13 protein-coding genes are annotated in these 15,983 nt (G+C 62.8%); 10 read left to right on the top strand and 3 right to left on the bottom strand.

Going from position 1 to position 15,983, the window contains the following annotated elements; translation table 11 throughout:
* The first annotated feature begins 154 nt into the window (after nucleotides 1-154).
* From CAG46_RS11030 to CAG46_RS11010, 6 genes are all read left to right on the top strand, one after another.
* Entirely contained in the window at nucleotides 155-697 is a 543-nt protein-coding gene (locus CAG46_RS11030) for a helix-turn-helix domain-containing protein (RefSeq protein ID WP_075045302.1), read from the top strand.
* Nucleotides 698-948: 251 nt separating this feature from the next.
* Nucleotides 949-1,125: an EPS-associated small membrane protein EppA gene (eppA, locus tag CAG46_RS28900; RefSeq protein WP_075045301.1), complete on the top strand. Its 177-nt coding sequence runs from the start codon at nucleotides 949-951 to the stop codon at nucleotides 1,123-1,125.
* 243 nt (nucleotides 1,126-1,368) lie between these two features.
* Nucleotides 1,369-1,926, top strand: coding sequence for a polysaccharide biosynthesis/export family protein (locus tag CAG46_RS11025; protein ID WP_025339251.1), 558 nt, complete (start codon nucleotides 1,369-1,371; stop codon nucleotides 1,924-1,926).
* A gap of 24 nt (nucleotides 1,927-1,950) precedes the next feature.
* A complete protein-coding gene (locus CAG46_RS11020) occupies nucleotides 1,951-3,066 on the top strand; it encodes a hypothetical protein (RefSeq protein WP_085615580.1) in 1,116 nt (371 codons plus the stop codon).
* A gap of 19 nt (nucleotides 3,067-3,085) precedes the next feature.
* Nucleotides 3,086-4,648 (top strand): Wzz/FepE/Etk N-terminal domain-containing protein, encoded by a 1,563-nt coding sequence (locus tag CAG46_RS11015; RefSeq protein ID WP_085593461.1) that lies wholly within the window; start codon nucleotides 3,086-3,088, stop codon nucleotides 4,646-4,648.
* A 10-nt stretch (nucleotides 4,649-4,658) separates the two neighbouring features.
* Nucleotides 4,659-5,465 (top strand): CpsD/CapB family tyrosine-protein kinase, encoded by an 807-nt coding sequence (locus tag CAG46_RS11010; protein WP_085593459.1) that lies wholly within the window; start codon nucleotides 4,659-4,661, stop codon nucleotides 5,463-5,465.
* A gap of 923 nt (nucleotides 5,466-6,388) precedes the next feature.
* Here CAG46_RS11010 and galE read toward each other — a convergent pair.
* The 3 genes from galE to CAG46_RS10990 form a co-directional block, all read right to left on the bottom strand.
* On the bottom strand, nucleotides 6,389-7,363 hold the full coding sequence (gene galE, locus CAG46_RS11000) for a UDP-glucose 4-epimerase GalE (protein ID WP_085615582.1): 975 nt from the start codon (nucleotides 7,361-7,363) through the stop codon (nucleotides 6,389-6,391).
* A 79-nt stretch (nucleotides 7,364-7,442) separates the two neighbouring features.
* Complete coding sequence (locus tag CAG46_RS10995; protein WP_085615584.1) at nucleotides 7,443-10,058, bottom strand: cellulase family glycosylhydrolase; 2,616 nt, start codon at nucleotides 10,056-10,058, stop codon at nucleotides 7,443-7,445.
* Nucleotides 10,059-10,063: 5 nt separating this feature from the next.
* Complete coding sequence (locus CAG46_RS10990; RefSeq protein ID WP_085615586.1) at nucleotides 10,064-11,590, bottom strand: O-antigen ligase family protein; 1,527 nt, start codon at nucleotides 11,588-11,590, stop codon at nucleotides 10,064-10,066.
* 373 nt (nucleotides 11,591-11,963) lie between these two features.
* Between CAG46_RS10990 and CAG46_RS10980 the strand changes: the two genes are divergently transcribed.
* From CAG46_RS10980 to CAG46_RS10965, 4 genes are read left to right on the top strand one after another with little or no spacing between them, the layout of a single operon-like run.
* Nucleotides 11,964-13,430, top strand: a complete 1,467-nt coding sequence (locus CAG46_RS10980; protein ID WP_085615590.1) for an FAD-dependent oxidoreductase — start codon at nucleotides 11,964-11,966, stop codon at nucleotides 13,428-13,430.
* 55 nt (nucleotides 13,431-13,485) lie between these two features.
* Nucleotides 13,486-14,442: a glycosyltransferase family 2 protein gene (locus CAG46_RS10975; RefSeq protein WP_085615592.1), complete on the top strand. Its 957-nt coding sequence runs from the start codon at nucleotides 13,486-13,488 to the stop codon at nucleotides 14,440-14,442.
* Between the two features lie 8 nt (nucleotides 14,443-14,450).
* On the top strand, nucleotides 14,451-14,975 hold the full coding sequence (locus CAG46_RS10970) for a serine O-acetyltransferase (RefSeq protein ID WP_025339010.1): 525 nt from the start codon (nucleotides 14,451-14,453) through the stop codon (nucleotides 14,973-14,975).
* A 5-nt stretch (nucleotides 14,976-14,980) separates the two neighbouring features.
* Nucleotides 14,981-15,958: a glycosyltransferase family 2 protein gene (locus tag CAG46_RS10965; protein WP_085615594.1), complete on the top strand. Its 978-nt coding sequence runs from the start codon at nucleotides 14,981-14,983 to the stop codon at nucleotides 15,956-15,958.
* Nucleotides 15,959-15,983: the final 25 nt, after the last annotated feature.

Below are 15,983 nucleotides of genomic sequence, written 5' to 3'. Positions count from 1 at the left end.
GATTTCAGCAATAGTGCACAAATTGCCGGGGCTGCTCTGCAGCCCTATCGCGACACAAGGCCGCTCCTACAATACTCAGCGCAGCAGCCCCAGCATTTCCTGAGCAGTCCACGTATCATTACCAGGCTGCCTTCGCCTGGGAAACCCGCGTCACATGTCTATCCGATTGAAACTGCTGCGAAAGAAACTGGGGATGACCCTGGAGCTGCTGGCCGACAAGACCGGCATGACCAAGAGCTACCTGTCAAAGGTCGAACGTGGCCTGAACACCCCCTCGATCGCCGCCGCGCTGAAGCTGGCGCGGGCACTGAATGTCAATGTCGAAGAACTGTTCGCCGAAGAGCAGGCCGGCCAGAGCCGTTACAGCCTGGTGCGCCATGGCGAGCGCCAGGCCCTGGTGGGTGACGGGGCAGGGCCGGGGTACGCGGCCCTCACCAGCCAGGTCGGGCAGCGTAGCCTGCTGCCGTTCCTGATCCAGCCGCCGACCGAGTTCAGCGACCCCACGTTCAAGGAACACCTGGGCGAGGAATTTCTGTTCGTCCACGCCGGCCAGGTGGAGGTGGACTTCATGAACGAGCGGGTGCTGCTGGAGCAAGGCGATGCCTTGCATTTCAATGCCCAGACACCCCACCGGCTAAGGTCGGTGGGGCCGCTGCCGGCGCAGTTGCTGGTCGTGGTACACCACGCAGACGAGTAACACGCTGGGGCGCCAAAGTGCCCACGGCCTTGCCTTTCTCAGCGATGAAACGTTGGCGCCACCAAGACAGCGCCCTTTGCTCAACTTGTACGTCGATATTTTGACGATACTGTTGGGCGCCTATTGAATTTTATTATAGTGTCGAATCGTTGACGCAATGTCATTGTGTTCATAAGCTCAATTCAACAGTGAAACAACTCCCGAACACCACGCCAACAAATAGTTGATTTTCCTCTTTACAGGAGGGGCGTATGCGCACGGCTCTGATTATCAAATCGATGTCTTTGCTGGCGCTGATGAGTGGCGCGGCGCGTGCGGCGGATATGTATATCAATCAGAACAGTATCATCCCTGTTTCAACCGCAGGGTGGTTCTTTGCATTTGCTGTCGTTGGCTTTGTGGCAGTCGCCAACAGGAAACAGATCTGAGTCCGCCAGCCTGGGTTTAACCCTTGACGCCAGCGGCCCGGGGCCTTGCTTGTCAATTCCCCAGCCGTTGCTATATTGCCAGTAGCCCGTGCAGGTCCACGGTTGCAGGCACACAGCGTCAAGGCAAGGCCTCTGAAAGATCGAGGCCATCGCGGTTGGTGGATGCCGCGAAGCGGAGCGAGAGTTGGTGTGTTGTTCTCATTCAGTGCTCTTTGTCGGGCCTTTTCGGCCGGAGGGACCCTCATGGTGCGTTCAATGTTTGCCGCGTTCTGCATGCTGATGGTGTGGTCTGGTGCCGGTAAGGCCGACCCGCACAGTGCTACCTACCTGCTCAGCCCCGGCGATGTGGTGATGGTTTCGGTATGGCAGGAAGACAGCCTGCGCCAGGAAGCCACCGTACTTCCCGATGGCAGTATCACGTTCCCCCTGGCCGGGCGCATCGATGTTGCCGGGCTGGATGTGACGACCGTTGAAAAACAAGTGGCTGCCAAACTCGAGAAGTTTCTCCCCGACCCGAATGTCAGCGTTGTCGTCAAGAGCATCGCCGGCAACCTGGTCTATGTACAAGGCAAAGTGATCAAGCCCGGGCCGGTACAAATGGCAGGCCCTACCGCAGTGCTGCAGGCTTTGAGCATGTCGGGCGGCCTCGACAAGTTTGCAGATGAAAGCGAAATCAAAGTGGTGCGTGGCACCGGCGCTTCCCAAAAAATTCTGCCCGTGCGATATAGAGACCTGGTGTCTGGCCGGGATATGTCCACCAACATCCAACTGCAGGCTGGCGATACGCTGGTCGTTCCTTGATCTTGCCTTTAATAAGAACACTTAATGCCTCTTCTCAGAACAACTAGCATTGCAACGGCAATCTTGGTGTTGCCGTTTACGGATACAGTCCTGGCAGCAAATTGGCAGTCTACGGTGGTGGTACCGACATCCGTCGAACATGACAGCAACCCCTTGCTGCTGTCGTCGGGTGAAAAGGGCATAACGCGCACGATCATCGCGCCGGATTACACCCTGATCGGTACCTTCGACCGTGACGAACTGAGGTTGGGGCTGGGTGTGCATGTATTGCGCTCGTCCGACACGGCGGTGGTCGACAACCGTGAGGACCCCGACGTGAGCCTGGGCTGGCAGCGCCAGACCGAGCGCGGGCGGTTTGGCCTGCTGGCGCGTTACAACGAAAGTTCGACGCTGTCGGGAACGGTGCTGGATACCGGCGTGGTCACCACCGATGGCACGCAAAAGCTGTATACGCTGGCCGGCAACTGGAGCCAGGCGGTTACCGAACGCAGCACCTTGAGCAACGAAACCACGTACAACCGTGCCCGTTATGACATCAGTACGCTGACGGGTTACGAAGAACTGGGCAACGTGTTCACCTGGACCTACGCCTGGAGCGAGCGGGCTGATCTGTACAGCCGCTTTGGCGCCCGGCGCTATGAGCCCGAGCAGGACCAGACGGCGACGGCGTCCAACAGCTACAGCCCGGCGGTCGGGGTCAAGTACCAGTTCTCCGAACGCCTCAGCGCCGATGCGGATGTGGGTGTCACCGAGGTTTCCGGTGACGAAGGTGGCCGACGCGGGGAGGGTGGGGTAGCGCTGCTGTATACCGGTGCGCGCGCCGTCGCCAGCTTTACCGCCGAACGCAGCACGGTGGCCAGCGCCGAAGGCGGCTTCGCCGAGCTGGACCAGGTGCGCGGTGTGTGGAGTTACGCCGTCAGTGAATTGACCCGGGTGGGCGCGGACGCTGCCTGGCAAGACAGCAAAGGGCAGACCCCCAACACCCTGCAGACCTACAGCGTGTGGGCCAGCCGCGAGTTTTCGCCCTACTGGGACCTGCGCCTGTCGCTGATGTACAAGGATCGGCAGCAGGATCACGAAGCTGATGCGAACGCTACGATCGTGGGTTTGACGTTGACGTACAGGTACCCCGACATCTGAACTTCAGGCAGGTGGCCCCATGAAGTCCGACTACGAACTCTCCCTCAGAGATTACATCGCCATAATCAAGGACCGGGCCCTGTTGTTGGGGGTGAGCATAGTAGTCATCCTGGCCGCGACCGTCGCTGTCGCAGTGATGGTGCCGCCGATCTACCAGTCGACCGGCACCATCCTGGTGGAGTCGCAGCAGATTTCCCCCGAGCTGGTATCGACCAACAACACCAGTTTCGCCGATGAACGCATCGAAGTGATTCGCCAGCGGGTGATGACCCGCGAGAACCTGCTGCGCATCATCGACAAGTACAACCTGTTCCCCGACAAGCGCTTCAGCGATAGCGACAAGATCGACCACATGCGCAGTGCCATCGTGGTCGAAACCCTCACCACCTATGTACGCGGGCGCGGCGAAGCGACCGTTGCGTTCAATGTGTCCTTCGAGCACAAGCAGCCGGAGGTGGCCAAGGAAGTTGCCGACGAGTTGGTCACGCTGTTCCTCAACGAGAACCTCAAGCAGCGTACCGAGCGGGCCAACGAAACCACCGAGTTCCTCACCCAGGAGGCGAACAAGCTGGGTGCCGAGCTGGCCAGCCTGGAAAACCAGCTGGCGGATTTCAAGCAGGCTCACGCCAATGCCTTGCCCGAGCACCAGACCCTGCGCATGAACATGCTGTCACGCTCGGAGCTGGAGTTCCGCGAGGTCGACCGTGATTACAAGGCCGCCCAGGAAGAGCTGCGTTACCTTGAGCTGGAACTGTCCGCGGCCAGTGCCGGGCTGGCTACCAAGGTCGGCGAAGGCCCCAGGGTGGCCAGTGCCGAGCAGCCCCAGGACCTGCCCAGCCTGAAAGCCGAGTATGCCCGGCTGCTGAGCCGCTACAAGGAGGCCCACCCCGATGTGGTGGCGGTCAAGCGCAGGATCCAGGCGCTCGAAGCCAGTGGCAATCGCACGGCTGCGGCCTCCACGGTCGGCCTCGATGTCGCCCGCGTGCGCGCCAAGATGAGTGCGGCACAGGTGCGCATAGCTTCGCTGGCCGAGCAGAAGCGCGAGCTGACCCGCAAGATGGAAGGCTACGAGGCCGAGATCCTCGAGGCGCCGCAGGTCGAGCGTGGTCTGGTGACCTTGATGCGTGACCACGACAACGCGCGCAAGAAGTACGAGGAAATCCGCGCCAAGGAAATGGGCGCGAAGATTACCGAAAGCCTGGAGCAGGAGAACAAGGCCGAGCGCTTTGTGCTGCTGGAGCCACCGCTGATGCCCGAGAAACCGATCAAACCCAACCGCAAGAAAATCGCTGCGCTGGGCCTGGTGCTGGCACCGGCAGGTGGCGGTGCGCTGGTGATGCTGCTGGAAATGCTCAACCAGCGCATTCGCGGCGTCGGTGCCTTGGAAAACCTGCTGGGCAGGCGAGTGCTGGTGGCGCTGCCATACATCGATACCAAGGCCGATGTGGCCAGGCGCAAGCGTTGGCGCAACTGGCTGATCCTGGCTGCACTGGTGCTGGCGGCTATCATGGTGGTGCTGGTGCACGTGTTCTACATGCCACTGGATGTGCTGTTGTTCAAAGTCATGTCGCGGTTTGCATAGGAAAGCAGTGATGGACAGGACCAAGCCGGCTGTTGGCAATAATCTTCACCAGGTTACCCCAGGTACCCCGCAGGCCTTGTCACCCGCCCCAGGTACGGCGCTGGTGGAAGTGCCTGGCCAGTTCGATTACGTGAACACCAAGGTGGTGCCGCTGCGCGCGGAGCACCTGGAGCGTCACCGCATCGTCGCCTACAACAAGAACTCCAACATGAACGGGCCGATCGACCTGCTGCGCACGCAAGTGCTCAGGACCATGGACGAGAATGGCTGGCGAACCTTGGCCATCACCTCGCCAACACCTGAAGCGGGCAAGACGGTGCTGTCGATCAACCTGGCCATGAGCATCGCCCACCACACCACCAAGACTGCGTTGCTGGTGGACTTCGACCTGCGTCGGCCCAAGGTCGGCAGCAGCTTGGGCCTGCCCATGGACCAGGCGTTGAACGAGTTTCTGACGGACAAGGCCGAGCTGCAGGACTGCCTGGTCAACCCGACCCTGCCTCGGTTCGTGGTACTGCCCACGCGGGTACCGGTGCCGTTGTCTACCGAGATGCTGTCGTCGCCCAAAGTGAACAACCTGATCAGCGAACTGCGCAACCGCTACGAGTCGCGCATCTGCATTTTCGATTTGCCGCCGTTGCTCAGCTCTGACGATGCGATCACCGTGATACCCAAGTTCGACTGTGTGCTGCTGGTGGTGGCCAACGGTATGAACAACAGGAAGGAAATCGAAGATTGCCTGCATCACCTGGCCAGGGTGAACCTGGTGGGGACGGTATTGAACAAGGCTGACGAGCAGCCTCGGACCTATTATTGAGGCACAGGATTCTGGGGCTGCTTCGCAGCCCATCGCGACACAAGGCCGCTCCTACAGGTACAGCGCATACCCTCAGTTGACGGGGTTTCCTGTGGGAGCGGGCATGCCCGCGAAGCAGGCGACGCGGTGGCTGGCACCGGCTGCGCCGGTGTTCGCGGGTAAACCCGCTCCCACAGGTACAGCACATTCCTTCTGCTGGTGAGGCCCCTGTGGGAGCGGGCATGCCCGCGAAGCAGGCGACGCGGTGGATGGCACCGGCTACGCCGGTGTTCGCGGGCGCGCCCGCTCCCACAGGTATCGCGCATTCTTTCAGCAGGTGGGGGCCCTGTGGGAGCGGGCATGCCCGCGAAGCAGACGACGCGGTGGCTGGCACCGGCTACGCCGGTGTTCGCGGGTAAACCCGCTCCCACAGTTATGGCGCATTCTTTCGGCTGATGGGGTCCCTGTGGGAGCGGGCATGCCAGCAGGCGACGCGGTGGCTGACACCGGCTGCGCCGGTGTTTGCGGGCGCGCCCGCTCTTACAGGTATGGCGCATTCTTTCGGCTGATGGGGTCCCTGTGGGAGCGGGTTCACCCGCGAAGCAGGCGACGCGGTGGCTGGCACCGGCTGCGCCGGTGTTTGCGGGCGCGCCCGCACTTACAGGTATGGCGCATTCTTTCGGCTGATGGGGTCCCTGTGGGAGCGGGTTCACCCGCGAAGCAGGCGACGCGGTGGCTGGCACCGGCTGCGCCGGTGTTTGCGGGCGCGCCCGCACTTACAGGTATGGCGCATTCTTTCGGCTGATGGGGTCCCTGTGGGAGCGGGTTCACCCGCGAAGCAGGCGACGCGGTGGCTGGCACCGGCTGCGCCGGTGTTCGCGGGCGCGCCCGCTCCCACAGGTATGGCGCTTGCCTTCAGTTGGTGGGTAGCGAGCCCCACAATCTCAGCTTTGGCGCTGAACCCAGGGATACTGCAACTCCCATTGCCACGCATGCCGCACAATCGGCTCCAATGCGGCAAACTCCGGCCGCCAGCCCAGCATGCGCATGGCCTTGCCAGCATCCGCCACCAACCGGGGCGGGTCGCCGGGGCGGCGGGGCGCGTCGAGGGTGCGGATCTGCCGGCCAGTCACCGCCCTGGCCATATCGATCACCTGCTGCACCGAAAAGCCCAGCCCATTGCCCAGGTTGAACGCGGTTCGCTCGCCACCCGCCAGCAGGTAATCCACCGCCAGTGCATGGGCCGCCACCAGGTCGGCCACATGCACATAGTCGCGTATGCAGGTACCATCCGGCGTGTCGTAGTCGCGGCCAAATACCGTTACCGCATCACGCCGGCCCGAAGCGGCCTGCAGGATCAGCGGGATCAGGTGGGTTTCCGGGTCATGGCGCTCTCCCAGCCGGCCTTCCGGGTCTGCTCCCGCTGCGTTGAAGTAACGCAGGCATACCGACTTCAAACCGTAGGCCCGGTCGAAGTCCTCGAGAATCTGCTCGACCATCCATTTGCTCAGCCCATACGGGTTGATCGGCCCCTTGGCATGCGCTTCGTCGATCGGCACGTACTGCGGGTTGCCGTAAACGGCTGCACTGGAAGAAAAAACCAGGTGCCTGATACCGGCATTCACCATGGCCTGCAGGAGGGAAAGGGTAGCCGAGACATTGTTCTGGTAATACTTGCCGGGCACGCTGACCGACTCGCCCACCTGGATGAACGAGGCAAAGTGGAACACAGCGTCGAAACGGCAAACCCCGAACAGCACATCCAGCGCGGGTTCGTCGGCGATGTCCAGTTTCGCCCACTGCACGCCGGGGCCGGGCGAGACCAGGTCCGCCACCACCACCTCATGGCCCGCGCCGAGCAAGTGCTTGACCATGTGCGAGCCAATGTAGCCTGCGCCACCGACAACCAGAAACTTCATCCATGCCTCCCGGACTCTGCTGTTGTACAGCCGCGCTTTTCAGCTACAGGTCTGTGGTGAGGGTAGATGGCCATATACCCTATTTCAAGAACAGCCAGTTGGACATGTACTTGCCATCGAACGTGATGCTGTAGCGCCCATCCTGGTAAGCCATCGGCAACGGTTTCAACTGCGCCTGCGCATCCCGGGCGAACAGTTTCAGGCCAGCAGGCGCCTTGATGCTCAAGGTGCCGGCAAGCGGCTCGACGTTGAACGGCGTCTTGTAATCGGCCTTGGGCACGGCACGGGTACCCAGCGACAGCAGCAGTTCGCGTGACTGGCCCACGGGCTTGCCGTCCAGGCTTTGCACCACGACGCTGGCGTACGGCGTTCGTGCTTGCACCTGGATGGCGCCCAGGCTGATCGAGCGACCTCCCAGCCAGCCGGTGGCGGCCTGGGTCAGCGGTGTGTCGATGGTATAGATGCCCTGTTGCCAGTTGCGCTTGAGCTCGCCCGTGTCGCTGAGCGCTTGCGTGGCGTCGGCTGGCAGCACGGACTGCCCCGGGTCCTGCAGTACCTGCGCACCGACAGGGATGGCGGCGGGCTTCAGCCAGGGCAACTCCGGCGTCTGTGGCAGGGCGATCTGCAGTTGGCCCTTTTCCATGGCCGTGCGCAGCAGCGCTGAAGTGCGCGGGGTGATCTCCTGGTTGTACAGGGTGGCGGGCGTCGGCGCGAACACATAGCGGGTAGTGGCCGGCTTTACGTCCGCGCGGCGATAGAGCAGGGCGGCAGCGGGCAGGGTGGCGATCATCGCCGGGTCGTTGTACGCGTGCCAGTTGTCCGCCGTGCGCCAGTCTGGGTTGAAGGCTTGCTGGCTGTAGGCGTACTGCAGCATGGCGTCCCAGCCCTGGTGGGCGGCGGTGCCGGCCACGTACAGCGGCAGCGAGTGGCGGTCGGGCAGCGGGAAGGGTTCGGCGTTCCACTCGGAGACGGTCAGCGGCTTGCCGACTACCTGGGCGGCAGCGAGCCAGTCGATCATGCCGTCGCTGGTCAACGGGTTCTTCTCCAGTTGGCCATTGGCACCGTAGGCATGGGCATCGATGACATCGCCTGCGGTCAGTGCCGGCAGCGCGCTCAGGCCATTGCCGCCCCAGGTACTGGTGGTGGCGATCGGTACTTTCACGCCGAGGCCGCGCAGGTGGGCGATCATGTCGGCGTTGAAGCGCTGTTCCAGGTCGTTGAGAAACAGCTTCGAAGGGCCATGCTCCCAGGCGCGCCAGGTGAGGTCGGTGGGCAGGTCGTATTGTTTGGCGAAGGCTTTGGCCGCTTCCATGTAGCGCTCACTGTGGTGCGGCACATCCTTGTTCGGCATCAGGGCGTTGCCATAATGCTGGGTGAGGTCGTTCTCATTGGTGAGCAGTACGGCAGCGATGGCCGGGTCGTCCTTGTAGGCCAGGCCGGTGTATTCGTTCACATGGGTCAGGTACTGCTCGGCAAAGCGTTTCATCGCCTGTTGGATGCTTTGGTTCATATAGGCGTAACCCTTCAGGTCGACGCGGTTCTCGCCCTTGGCCAGTTCCTTGAAGTCATCGATGTTGTCATTGGCGGTAAGCGCCCGCTGCACGTGCAGGTCCAGCCAGATATAGATGCCTTCGTCCTTGAGCGCCTTGATCCACAGGTCCAGCTTGCGCAGCGATTCGGCACTAAGCTGCTGGGTATCGCGCACCAGGGTGCCGTCGCCAAACACGTTCGGGCTGACCCAGGGCGAATCGTGATGGTGCAGACGCACCAGGTTGAAACCCAGTGCCGACAGGCGCTTGGCCTGTTGGCGGATTTCTTCGTCGGGGCTCTTGAATAGCGAGTAGGCGGACAGGTTGGTGCCCCAGAAGCGCACCGGGGTGTTGTTTTCGAACATCAGCTGCTCGCCCACAGCCTTGACGAAGCCGTGCTTGCCGGCAGGCTTTTCCGCAGCGTTGAGGAATGAAAGGTCCACTGGCGAGGTGCGCCAGTCCAGTTGGTCGTCGGGCCAACCGGCGGGGTCGGCCAGGCCGAAGCGTTCGCTGGGGGTGGGTCCCAGGTCGATGTCGCCGGTGATGTTCAGCACTGCCTTGATCTGCTGCCGACCGGCGTTGATCGGGTCGCTGTAGATGAACGCACGCAGTTCGGACGGGTTGCCGCGCTCGAAATACACCTTGGCCAGCGGCGGGTCGAAGCGCATTTCGATGCGCCGGCCCTGGTCAGCCTTGCCCCACGACCAGCCACGGTTGCCGGGCAGCAACTGCGGTGCGCCCATGTCCCCGGCAATTTGCGCAGGGTCGAACTCGAACACCATGCCGCCGCCCATCACCCCGGCCTGGCGGCTATGGGCGTCGAGGTCGAAGGCCCAGCTCAGGGTTTGCGCCTGCTCCTTGCGGATATCCGCCGTGAGGTCGAAGTCCAGCTCCTTGTTCTTGCCCTGCAGCGTGTAGTGGTAGGGGCCATTGACCTTGAACGTGGTGGAGAAACCGGTCCAGCTCCAGTTGGCCGCCCAGAAGTCGAACTTGGCTTTCATCACCGGCCCACCGCCGCGGGTCACCATGGGCAGGCCGTTCTGTTCATCGACACTGACTTGCCACGCCGATGCCCAGCCGGTGAGCGGCAGCAAGGCCAGGCCGGCAATGGCCGAAACACGCAGCAGGGTTTGAAAACCCCGGCTGCGCAGGGGGAACAGGCTCATAAGTGTCACCTTGGTTGAAGGCCGGGGTCGGCCAGCGCGATGGCCTGGCTGTTGTGCAGCCTGCGGACCATCTGGATGTAGGCCACGCCCAGCCCGGCGACAGTCCAGTACACCACCGGGATGAAGGTGATGCTGCTGACGGTGAAGATGATCACCAGGATGCCGATCAGTGTCGCCAGCAATGCCCGGCCGAGCTGGCGTTGTTCGTCGTCCTTGTCGGGGAAACTGCGCATGGCCTTGCGGATGCCGTGCAGTACGGCGGCGAAGAACGCCACGAACAGGCCAAGCCCGACCAGCCCTACCCGCAGCGCCAGGTTGATGTAGGTGTTGACGATGTCGATGATGCCTTCACCCTGGATCATCGATTGCATTTCCGGGGTGTTGCGGAAGTCGAACGAGCCGAACAGCGGGTTGCGCTGGATGACGATCCACGAGTTGTCCATCAGCCTTGCGCGGTAGGTGATGTTCTCTTTCTCGAGGTTGCCAATGAACGGCAGCATGTCCAGTACCTTGTCGCCACCGGGCACGATGGTCAGCAAGGGCAGGGCCAGCACGCCGGCCGCGGCGAGCAGCGCCAGGCGCCTGACCGCACCTTTGCCCAGGGCGATGAACACCACCACGATGACCACGGCGCCGATCCACGGGCCACGGGACAGTGGCGCGAACAGCCCGGCGGCCAGCAGCAGGGCGCCCAGCGCCCGCTGCAGGGGGCGGCGCACGTAACCCTGGACGAACAGGAACAGGCCGATGGCCACGCTCATCACATAGCCCAGGGCAATCGCCTGCCCGGTGGTGACGCTGGCGCGCAGCGAACCGCCACGGCTCAGGTAGCCGGACATGCTCCACGGCACGCCCATGGCGTCGACCAGGGCGCTGTACAGCAGCCAGTGGCGCACGTACTCGGCCACGCCGATCAGGGCCAGGACGAAGGAGGCAAGCACGAAGGCCAGCAGGGTGTCCTTGAAGTCGCTGATCTGGCGCAGGCCACGGCTGGCCACGTAATACGGCAGTAGCACGTCGACATACAGGTACAGCGTCTGGCGCAGGGTGTCGGTCAGGGTGGTTTCGCGCAGGTACAGCACGCTCATCAGCAGCAGGCCGGCCGCCAACAGCCTGTCGGGCCAGGTGCGGCCGAAGCGCAGGGTGTCGCCGTGCCGGCGCAGGGCCAGTGCCGCCGGCAGCAGCACGCACAGGGTCAGCAGGCGGATATGGTTGAGGTCGACCAGGTAATTGACCACGCCAAACCCGGGCACCTGCACCGAAGCCGGCGGGACCAGGAACAGCAGCATGTAGAACAGCGCCATGGGGTTGTGTTCGCGGCGCCCGGCGATGTACAGGATGACGGCGCCAGCACCCAGGTACAGCCAGAAGCTGTGCGAGAAGAACGCCAGCAGGGTAAGCAGGAACCACAGGTTGCGCCGGCGCTTGAAGTCGCTGAGCGGGATCAGGTCGGTGGCAGGCCGCCGCGCCAGCAGGAAGACCACGCTCGCCAGAAACAGGATGACGATCAACGCACGAAAATGTTCAGGCATTGGCTATGTGCACCTTTGCGTCGGTGGGCAACGGCTAGCATCGTGGCTGATTGAAACTATAGTGACCTTTTAGCCAATCGGTCAGAGATCGACGCCATGCCGTCGATTGTGAAGCTGGCCCCGGGGACTGGCGGTAATGCGGCTTGTCGGGTAAATCTTTCAAAGGTGCAGGTCACTGTGTCATGGGGAAGCTTACTTTTTGTACTGCGCAAACGGGTCGTAGAGGGTTTCTCCAGAGTTGCGTGTTGCTGGGGGTTGGTGGTTTGGTGTTCGCTGCTACGCCAGCCGCTGCCAGCCAACCTGCCGGCAGGCCCGGGTTCGTGGTGATCAACGGCTGGGTATTGCCGTCTCGCTACTTCCGGAACGAACACCCATGATCAAGGATTATCAACAGCAGAAGGCCCTGCGCGACAGTTACGATGTCTGCATCATCGGTGCCGGCCCCGCGGGCATCACCTTGGGCCTGCGCCTGGCCGCCGCGGGCTGGAGCGTACTGCTTGCCGAGGGTGGCGGGCGTGAATATTCGGCGAACTCGCAAGCTTTGTACGCCTGTGCATCCACTGGCCTGGAGCTGTACGCCGGGGAGGCTCGCCTGCGTTACCTGGGCGGCACATCCAACCATTGGGCCGGCCGTTGCCGGCCGTTCAGCCCCTCGGACTTCGCCGTTCCCCCTATTGGCGACCTGCCTGGCTGGCCCATTCCCTATTCGGAGATAGCAGGCTACCTGCCTGTTGCAATGGATATCGTCGACCTGCCGCCCGGGTCGGATTTTCACGCGTTGAATGCTGGCCTCGACGGCGGAGAATTCGAGCCAGACCGCTTTCTGCTCAGCCCGCCCACGCGTTTTGCGCAAAAGTACGCCACAGCCCTGGAACAGACCCAAGGCCTGGACGTGTTCACCAACTGCAATTGCGTGAACCTGGAGTTCGACCAGGCCTCCGGCCACCTGGCCGCAGTCGTACTGTCCGATTACGCGTGCAATCGCCAGCGCCTGGTTGCGAGAAACTTCGTGCTGGCCACCGGTGCCATCGAGAACGCCCGGCAACTGCTCAACAGCGAGTCGTTGCTGGCGGCGGGGGTCGTGAGCAAGGACGGGCTGGTCGGCCGGTGTTTCATGGAGCATCTGAACATTGACCTTGGCTCCTTCATCCTCAAGTCCGGGCTGGCCCCCGAGCCGCGCGAGTACTACACCACCGATGCCTTCGTTGACGAATACAAGGCAGGTAAAGGCAATGTCAGGGCTGCCTTGCTGGCCGATGTGCAAACCTATGGTCGTACTGCCGAGGTGAAGCATTTTCTGGAGAATCTGGCCTGCGACATGGGGGTAGCCGGCAAGATCGCCTTCGTGACCAAGTTCAGTTGCCCCGGTGACGGTGTCATCAGCACCATGATCGAGCAGTTCCCCAACCTGCGCAGCCGCATTTCGCTGCTGGACGAGAAGGACGCACTGGGCGTGGCCAAGGTCAATGTCAACTGGGCCCTGAGCGCTGATGACCGGCACACCATCAAGTGCATTGGCAGTGAACTGGCCAAGCAGTGGGCGGACATGAACCTGGGCTTCATCAAGCTCAATGACTTCGTTTATGACACCTCGATACCGCTGAAGCTGTCGCCACATGCCCACCACATGGGTACCACGCGCATGGCGTCGTCGGCGCAGTTCGGTGTTGTCGATACCAACTGCAGGGTGTTCGGTACCGAAAACCTTTACATCGCCGGCAGCAGCATCTTTGCCACGGGCGGTGCCTCCAACCCGACCATGCCGCTGCTGCAGTTTGCGGTACGCCTGGCCGACCACCTCGATGCCAGGATGAGCGCGGCCAGGGAAGCCGTGGTGTGACGAATGTTGTGCTGATGCTGCAAAGGCGCGGGGACTTCTTCGAGGGATGGCAACAATGGCTAGCAAACCTGTGGACGTCATGGTGGTCAACTTCAACACGGCCGGGCTGCTGCAGCCGATGTTCGATGCGCTGCGCCGGGCCGACAGCGAACGGCTGGCCAGCTACCTGGTGGTGGACAATGCCTCGGTCGATGACTCGCTGCAGCGCATGGCCGAGGTGTGCCCGCAGGCACTGCTGCTGAGCAACAGGCAGAACGTGGGGTTCGGCCGGGCCAACAACCAGCTGCTGGAGCATCTGAAGGGCAAGTACGCCTTGCTGCTGAACACCGACGCCTTCGTCGCCGCCGATTCCCTGCAGAAAACCCTCGACTACATGGAAGCCCACCCGGAGTGCGGGGTGTTGGGGGTGCGCCTGGAGGGCCGCGACGGCGACCTGCAGCCCAGTTGCCGCTACTTCCCCACACCGCTCAACGTGTTCGTCGGGCGTACCGGGCTGGGGCGCTTGTTCCCCGGCCTGAAGATGGTCGACGAAATGAACTGGGACCACGCCTCGGTCCGCGAGTGCGACTGGCTGCCTGGCTGCTTCTACCTGGTGCGCCGCGAAGTGCTCGACCAGGTGGGCCTGTTCGACCCGCGCTACTTTCTTTATTACGAAGAGGTCGACCACTGCAAGCGGGTGAAGGCGGCCGGCTGGAAGGTGGTGTTCTACCCGCATACCACGGTGGTGCACATCGGTGGGGAAAGCTCCAGATCGGTGGCCGAACTTGAGGCGGCCAGCCGGCAGATTTCGTCATACCAGATCGAAAGCGAGCTGCTGTACTTTCGCAAACATCACGGGCTGGCGGGCCTGGCCCTGCACATGCTGCTGGTCACCTTGGGCGACCTGGTGCTGGCACTCAAGGCGCTGTTGAAACGACGCGGCCGGGGCGCGATACAGGCCTGCTGGCGTCACTGCCGGGCGACCTGGTCTCTGTTGTTCAAGACCCGGTACGCCAGCCAACCGACAAGGTAGGTGGAGCCATGTTCGAGAATATACGTGCCGACCTGCGTGCCCATGGTGGCGACTGGGGCGCCCAGGGCTTCTGGGTACTGCTGGTGTACCGCTTCGGCCGCTGGCGCTATGGGGTGCGCCCGGCACTGCTGCGCAAGCTGTTTTCGCTCATCTACAAGGTCCTGTTCAAGTTCGTGCAGATCATCACGGGTGTGGAGTTGCCGTGCGAAGTGGTAATCGGCCGCAACTTCGTCATCGACCATTTCGGCGGCATCGTCATCAGCGGCTATGCCCGCTTTGGCGATGACTGCCGCATCCGCAATGGGGTGGTGGTGGGCCTGAAGAACGTCAACGAGCCGATTGCACCGGTGTTCGGCAACAACGTCGATATCGGCACCGGGGCCAAGGTGCTGGGTAGCATCCGTATCGGCAACGACGTGATCATCGGTGCCAATGCCGTTGTGCTGGTGGATGTGCCGGACAACTCGCTGGCGGTGGGGGTGCCGGCCATCATCAAGGCCAGGCAACCGGCCGCCACGGCGCCCGTCGAGTGAGGCCCATGGCGAGCGGGGTCGGTGTGGTGGTGATTGGCCGCAACGAAGGCCAGCGCCTGGAACGTTGCCTGATTTCGCTGCAGCAGGGGGCGGACAAGGTCATGTACGTCGATTCGGGCTCCACCGATGGTTCACTGCACTTGGCCCGCAGCCTGGGGGTAGAGGTACTGGCGCTGGACCTGGGTACCCCGTTTACTGCCGCACGCGCCCGTAACGAAGGCTTTTTCGCCTTGCAGCGGCGGCTGCCGTCGATGCAACTGGTGCAGTTCGTCGATGGTGATTGCGAGGTGGATAGCGGCTGGCTGCCCGCGGCGCAGGCGTTTCTCGACGACCATCCCGACGTGGCAGTGGTGTGTGGCCGCCGACGCGAGCGCTTCCCGCAGCGGTCGGTGTACAACCTGTTGTGCGACCTGGAGTGGGACACCCCCATCGGCGAGGCCAAGGCCTGCGGTGGCGATGCCCTGATGCGGGTAGATGCCTTTGCCGCGGTCGGCGGCTTTCGCCCCGAGTTGATCGCCGGAGAAGAGCCCGAACTGTGCGTGCGCCTGCGGGCAAAGGGTTGGAAAGTCTGGCGCCTTGACGCCGAGATGACCCTGCACGACGCCGCCATGACCCGTTTCAGCCAATGGTGGCGGCGTAGCCTGCGCGCTGGCCACGCCTATGCCGAAGGGGCCTACCTGCATGGTCAGCCGCCCGAGCGGCACTGGCTTCGCGAATCGCGCCGGGCCTGGCTGTGGGGCCTGGGCATCCCCGTGGTGACCGTGCTGGCCTGCCTGCTGCTGGGCGGCTGGAGCCTGCTGTTGCTGCTGGTCTACCCGCTGCAGGCCGTACGCCTGGCCCGCCGTGGCGGCAAGTCGGTGCGGGAGAACTGGCTACAGGCGGTGTTTCTGGTATTGGGCAAGTTCCCGGAAATGCTCGGGCAACTGAAGTTCTTGCGCCACCGCATCGCGGCCGGCAAATCGACGTTGATCGAGTACAAGTGACAAGGAGTCCGCTCCCACAGGGCCC

This window comes from Pseudomonas sp. B23(2017), assembly GCF_002113725.1.
GTDB classification, from domain to species: Bacteria; Pseudomonadota; Gammaproteobacteria; order Pseudomonadales; family Pseudomonadaceae; genus Aquipseudomonas; species Aquipseudomonas putida_Z.
Note: the sequence above shows the minus strand (reverse complement) of the source record. Positions and strands in the feature narration are given on the sequence as shown.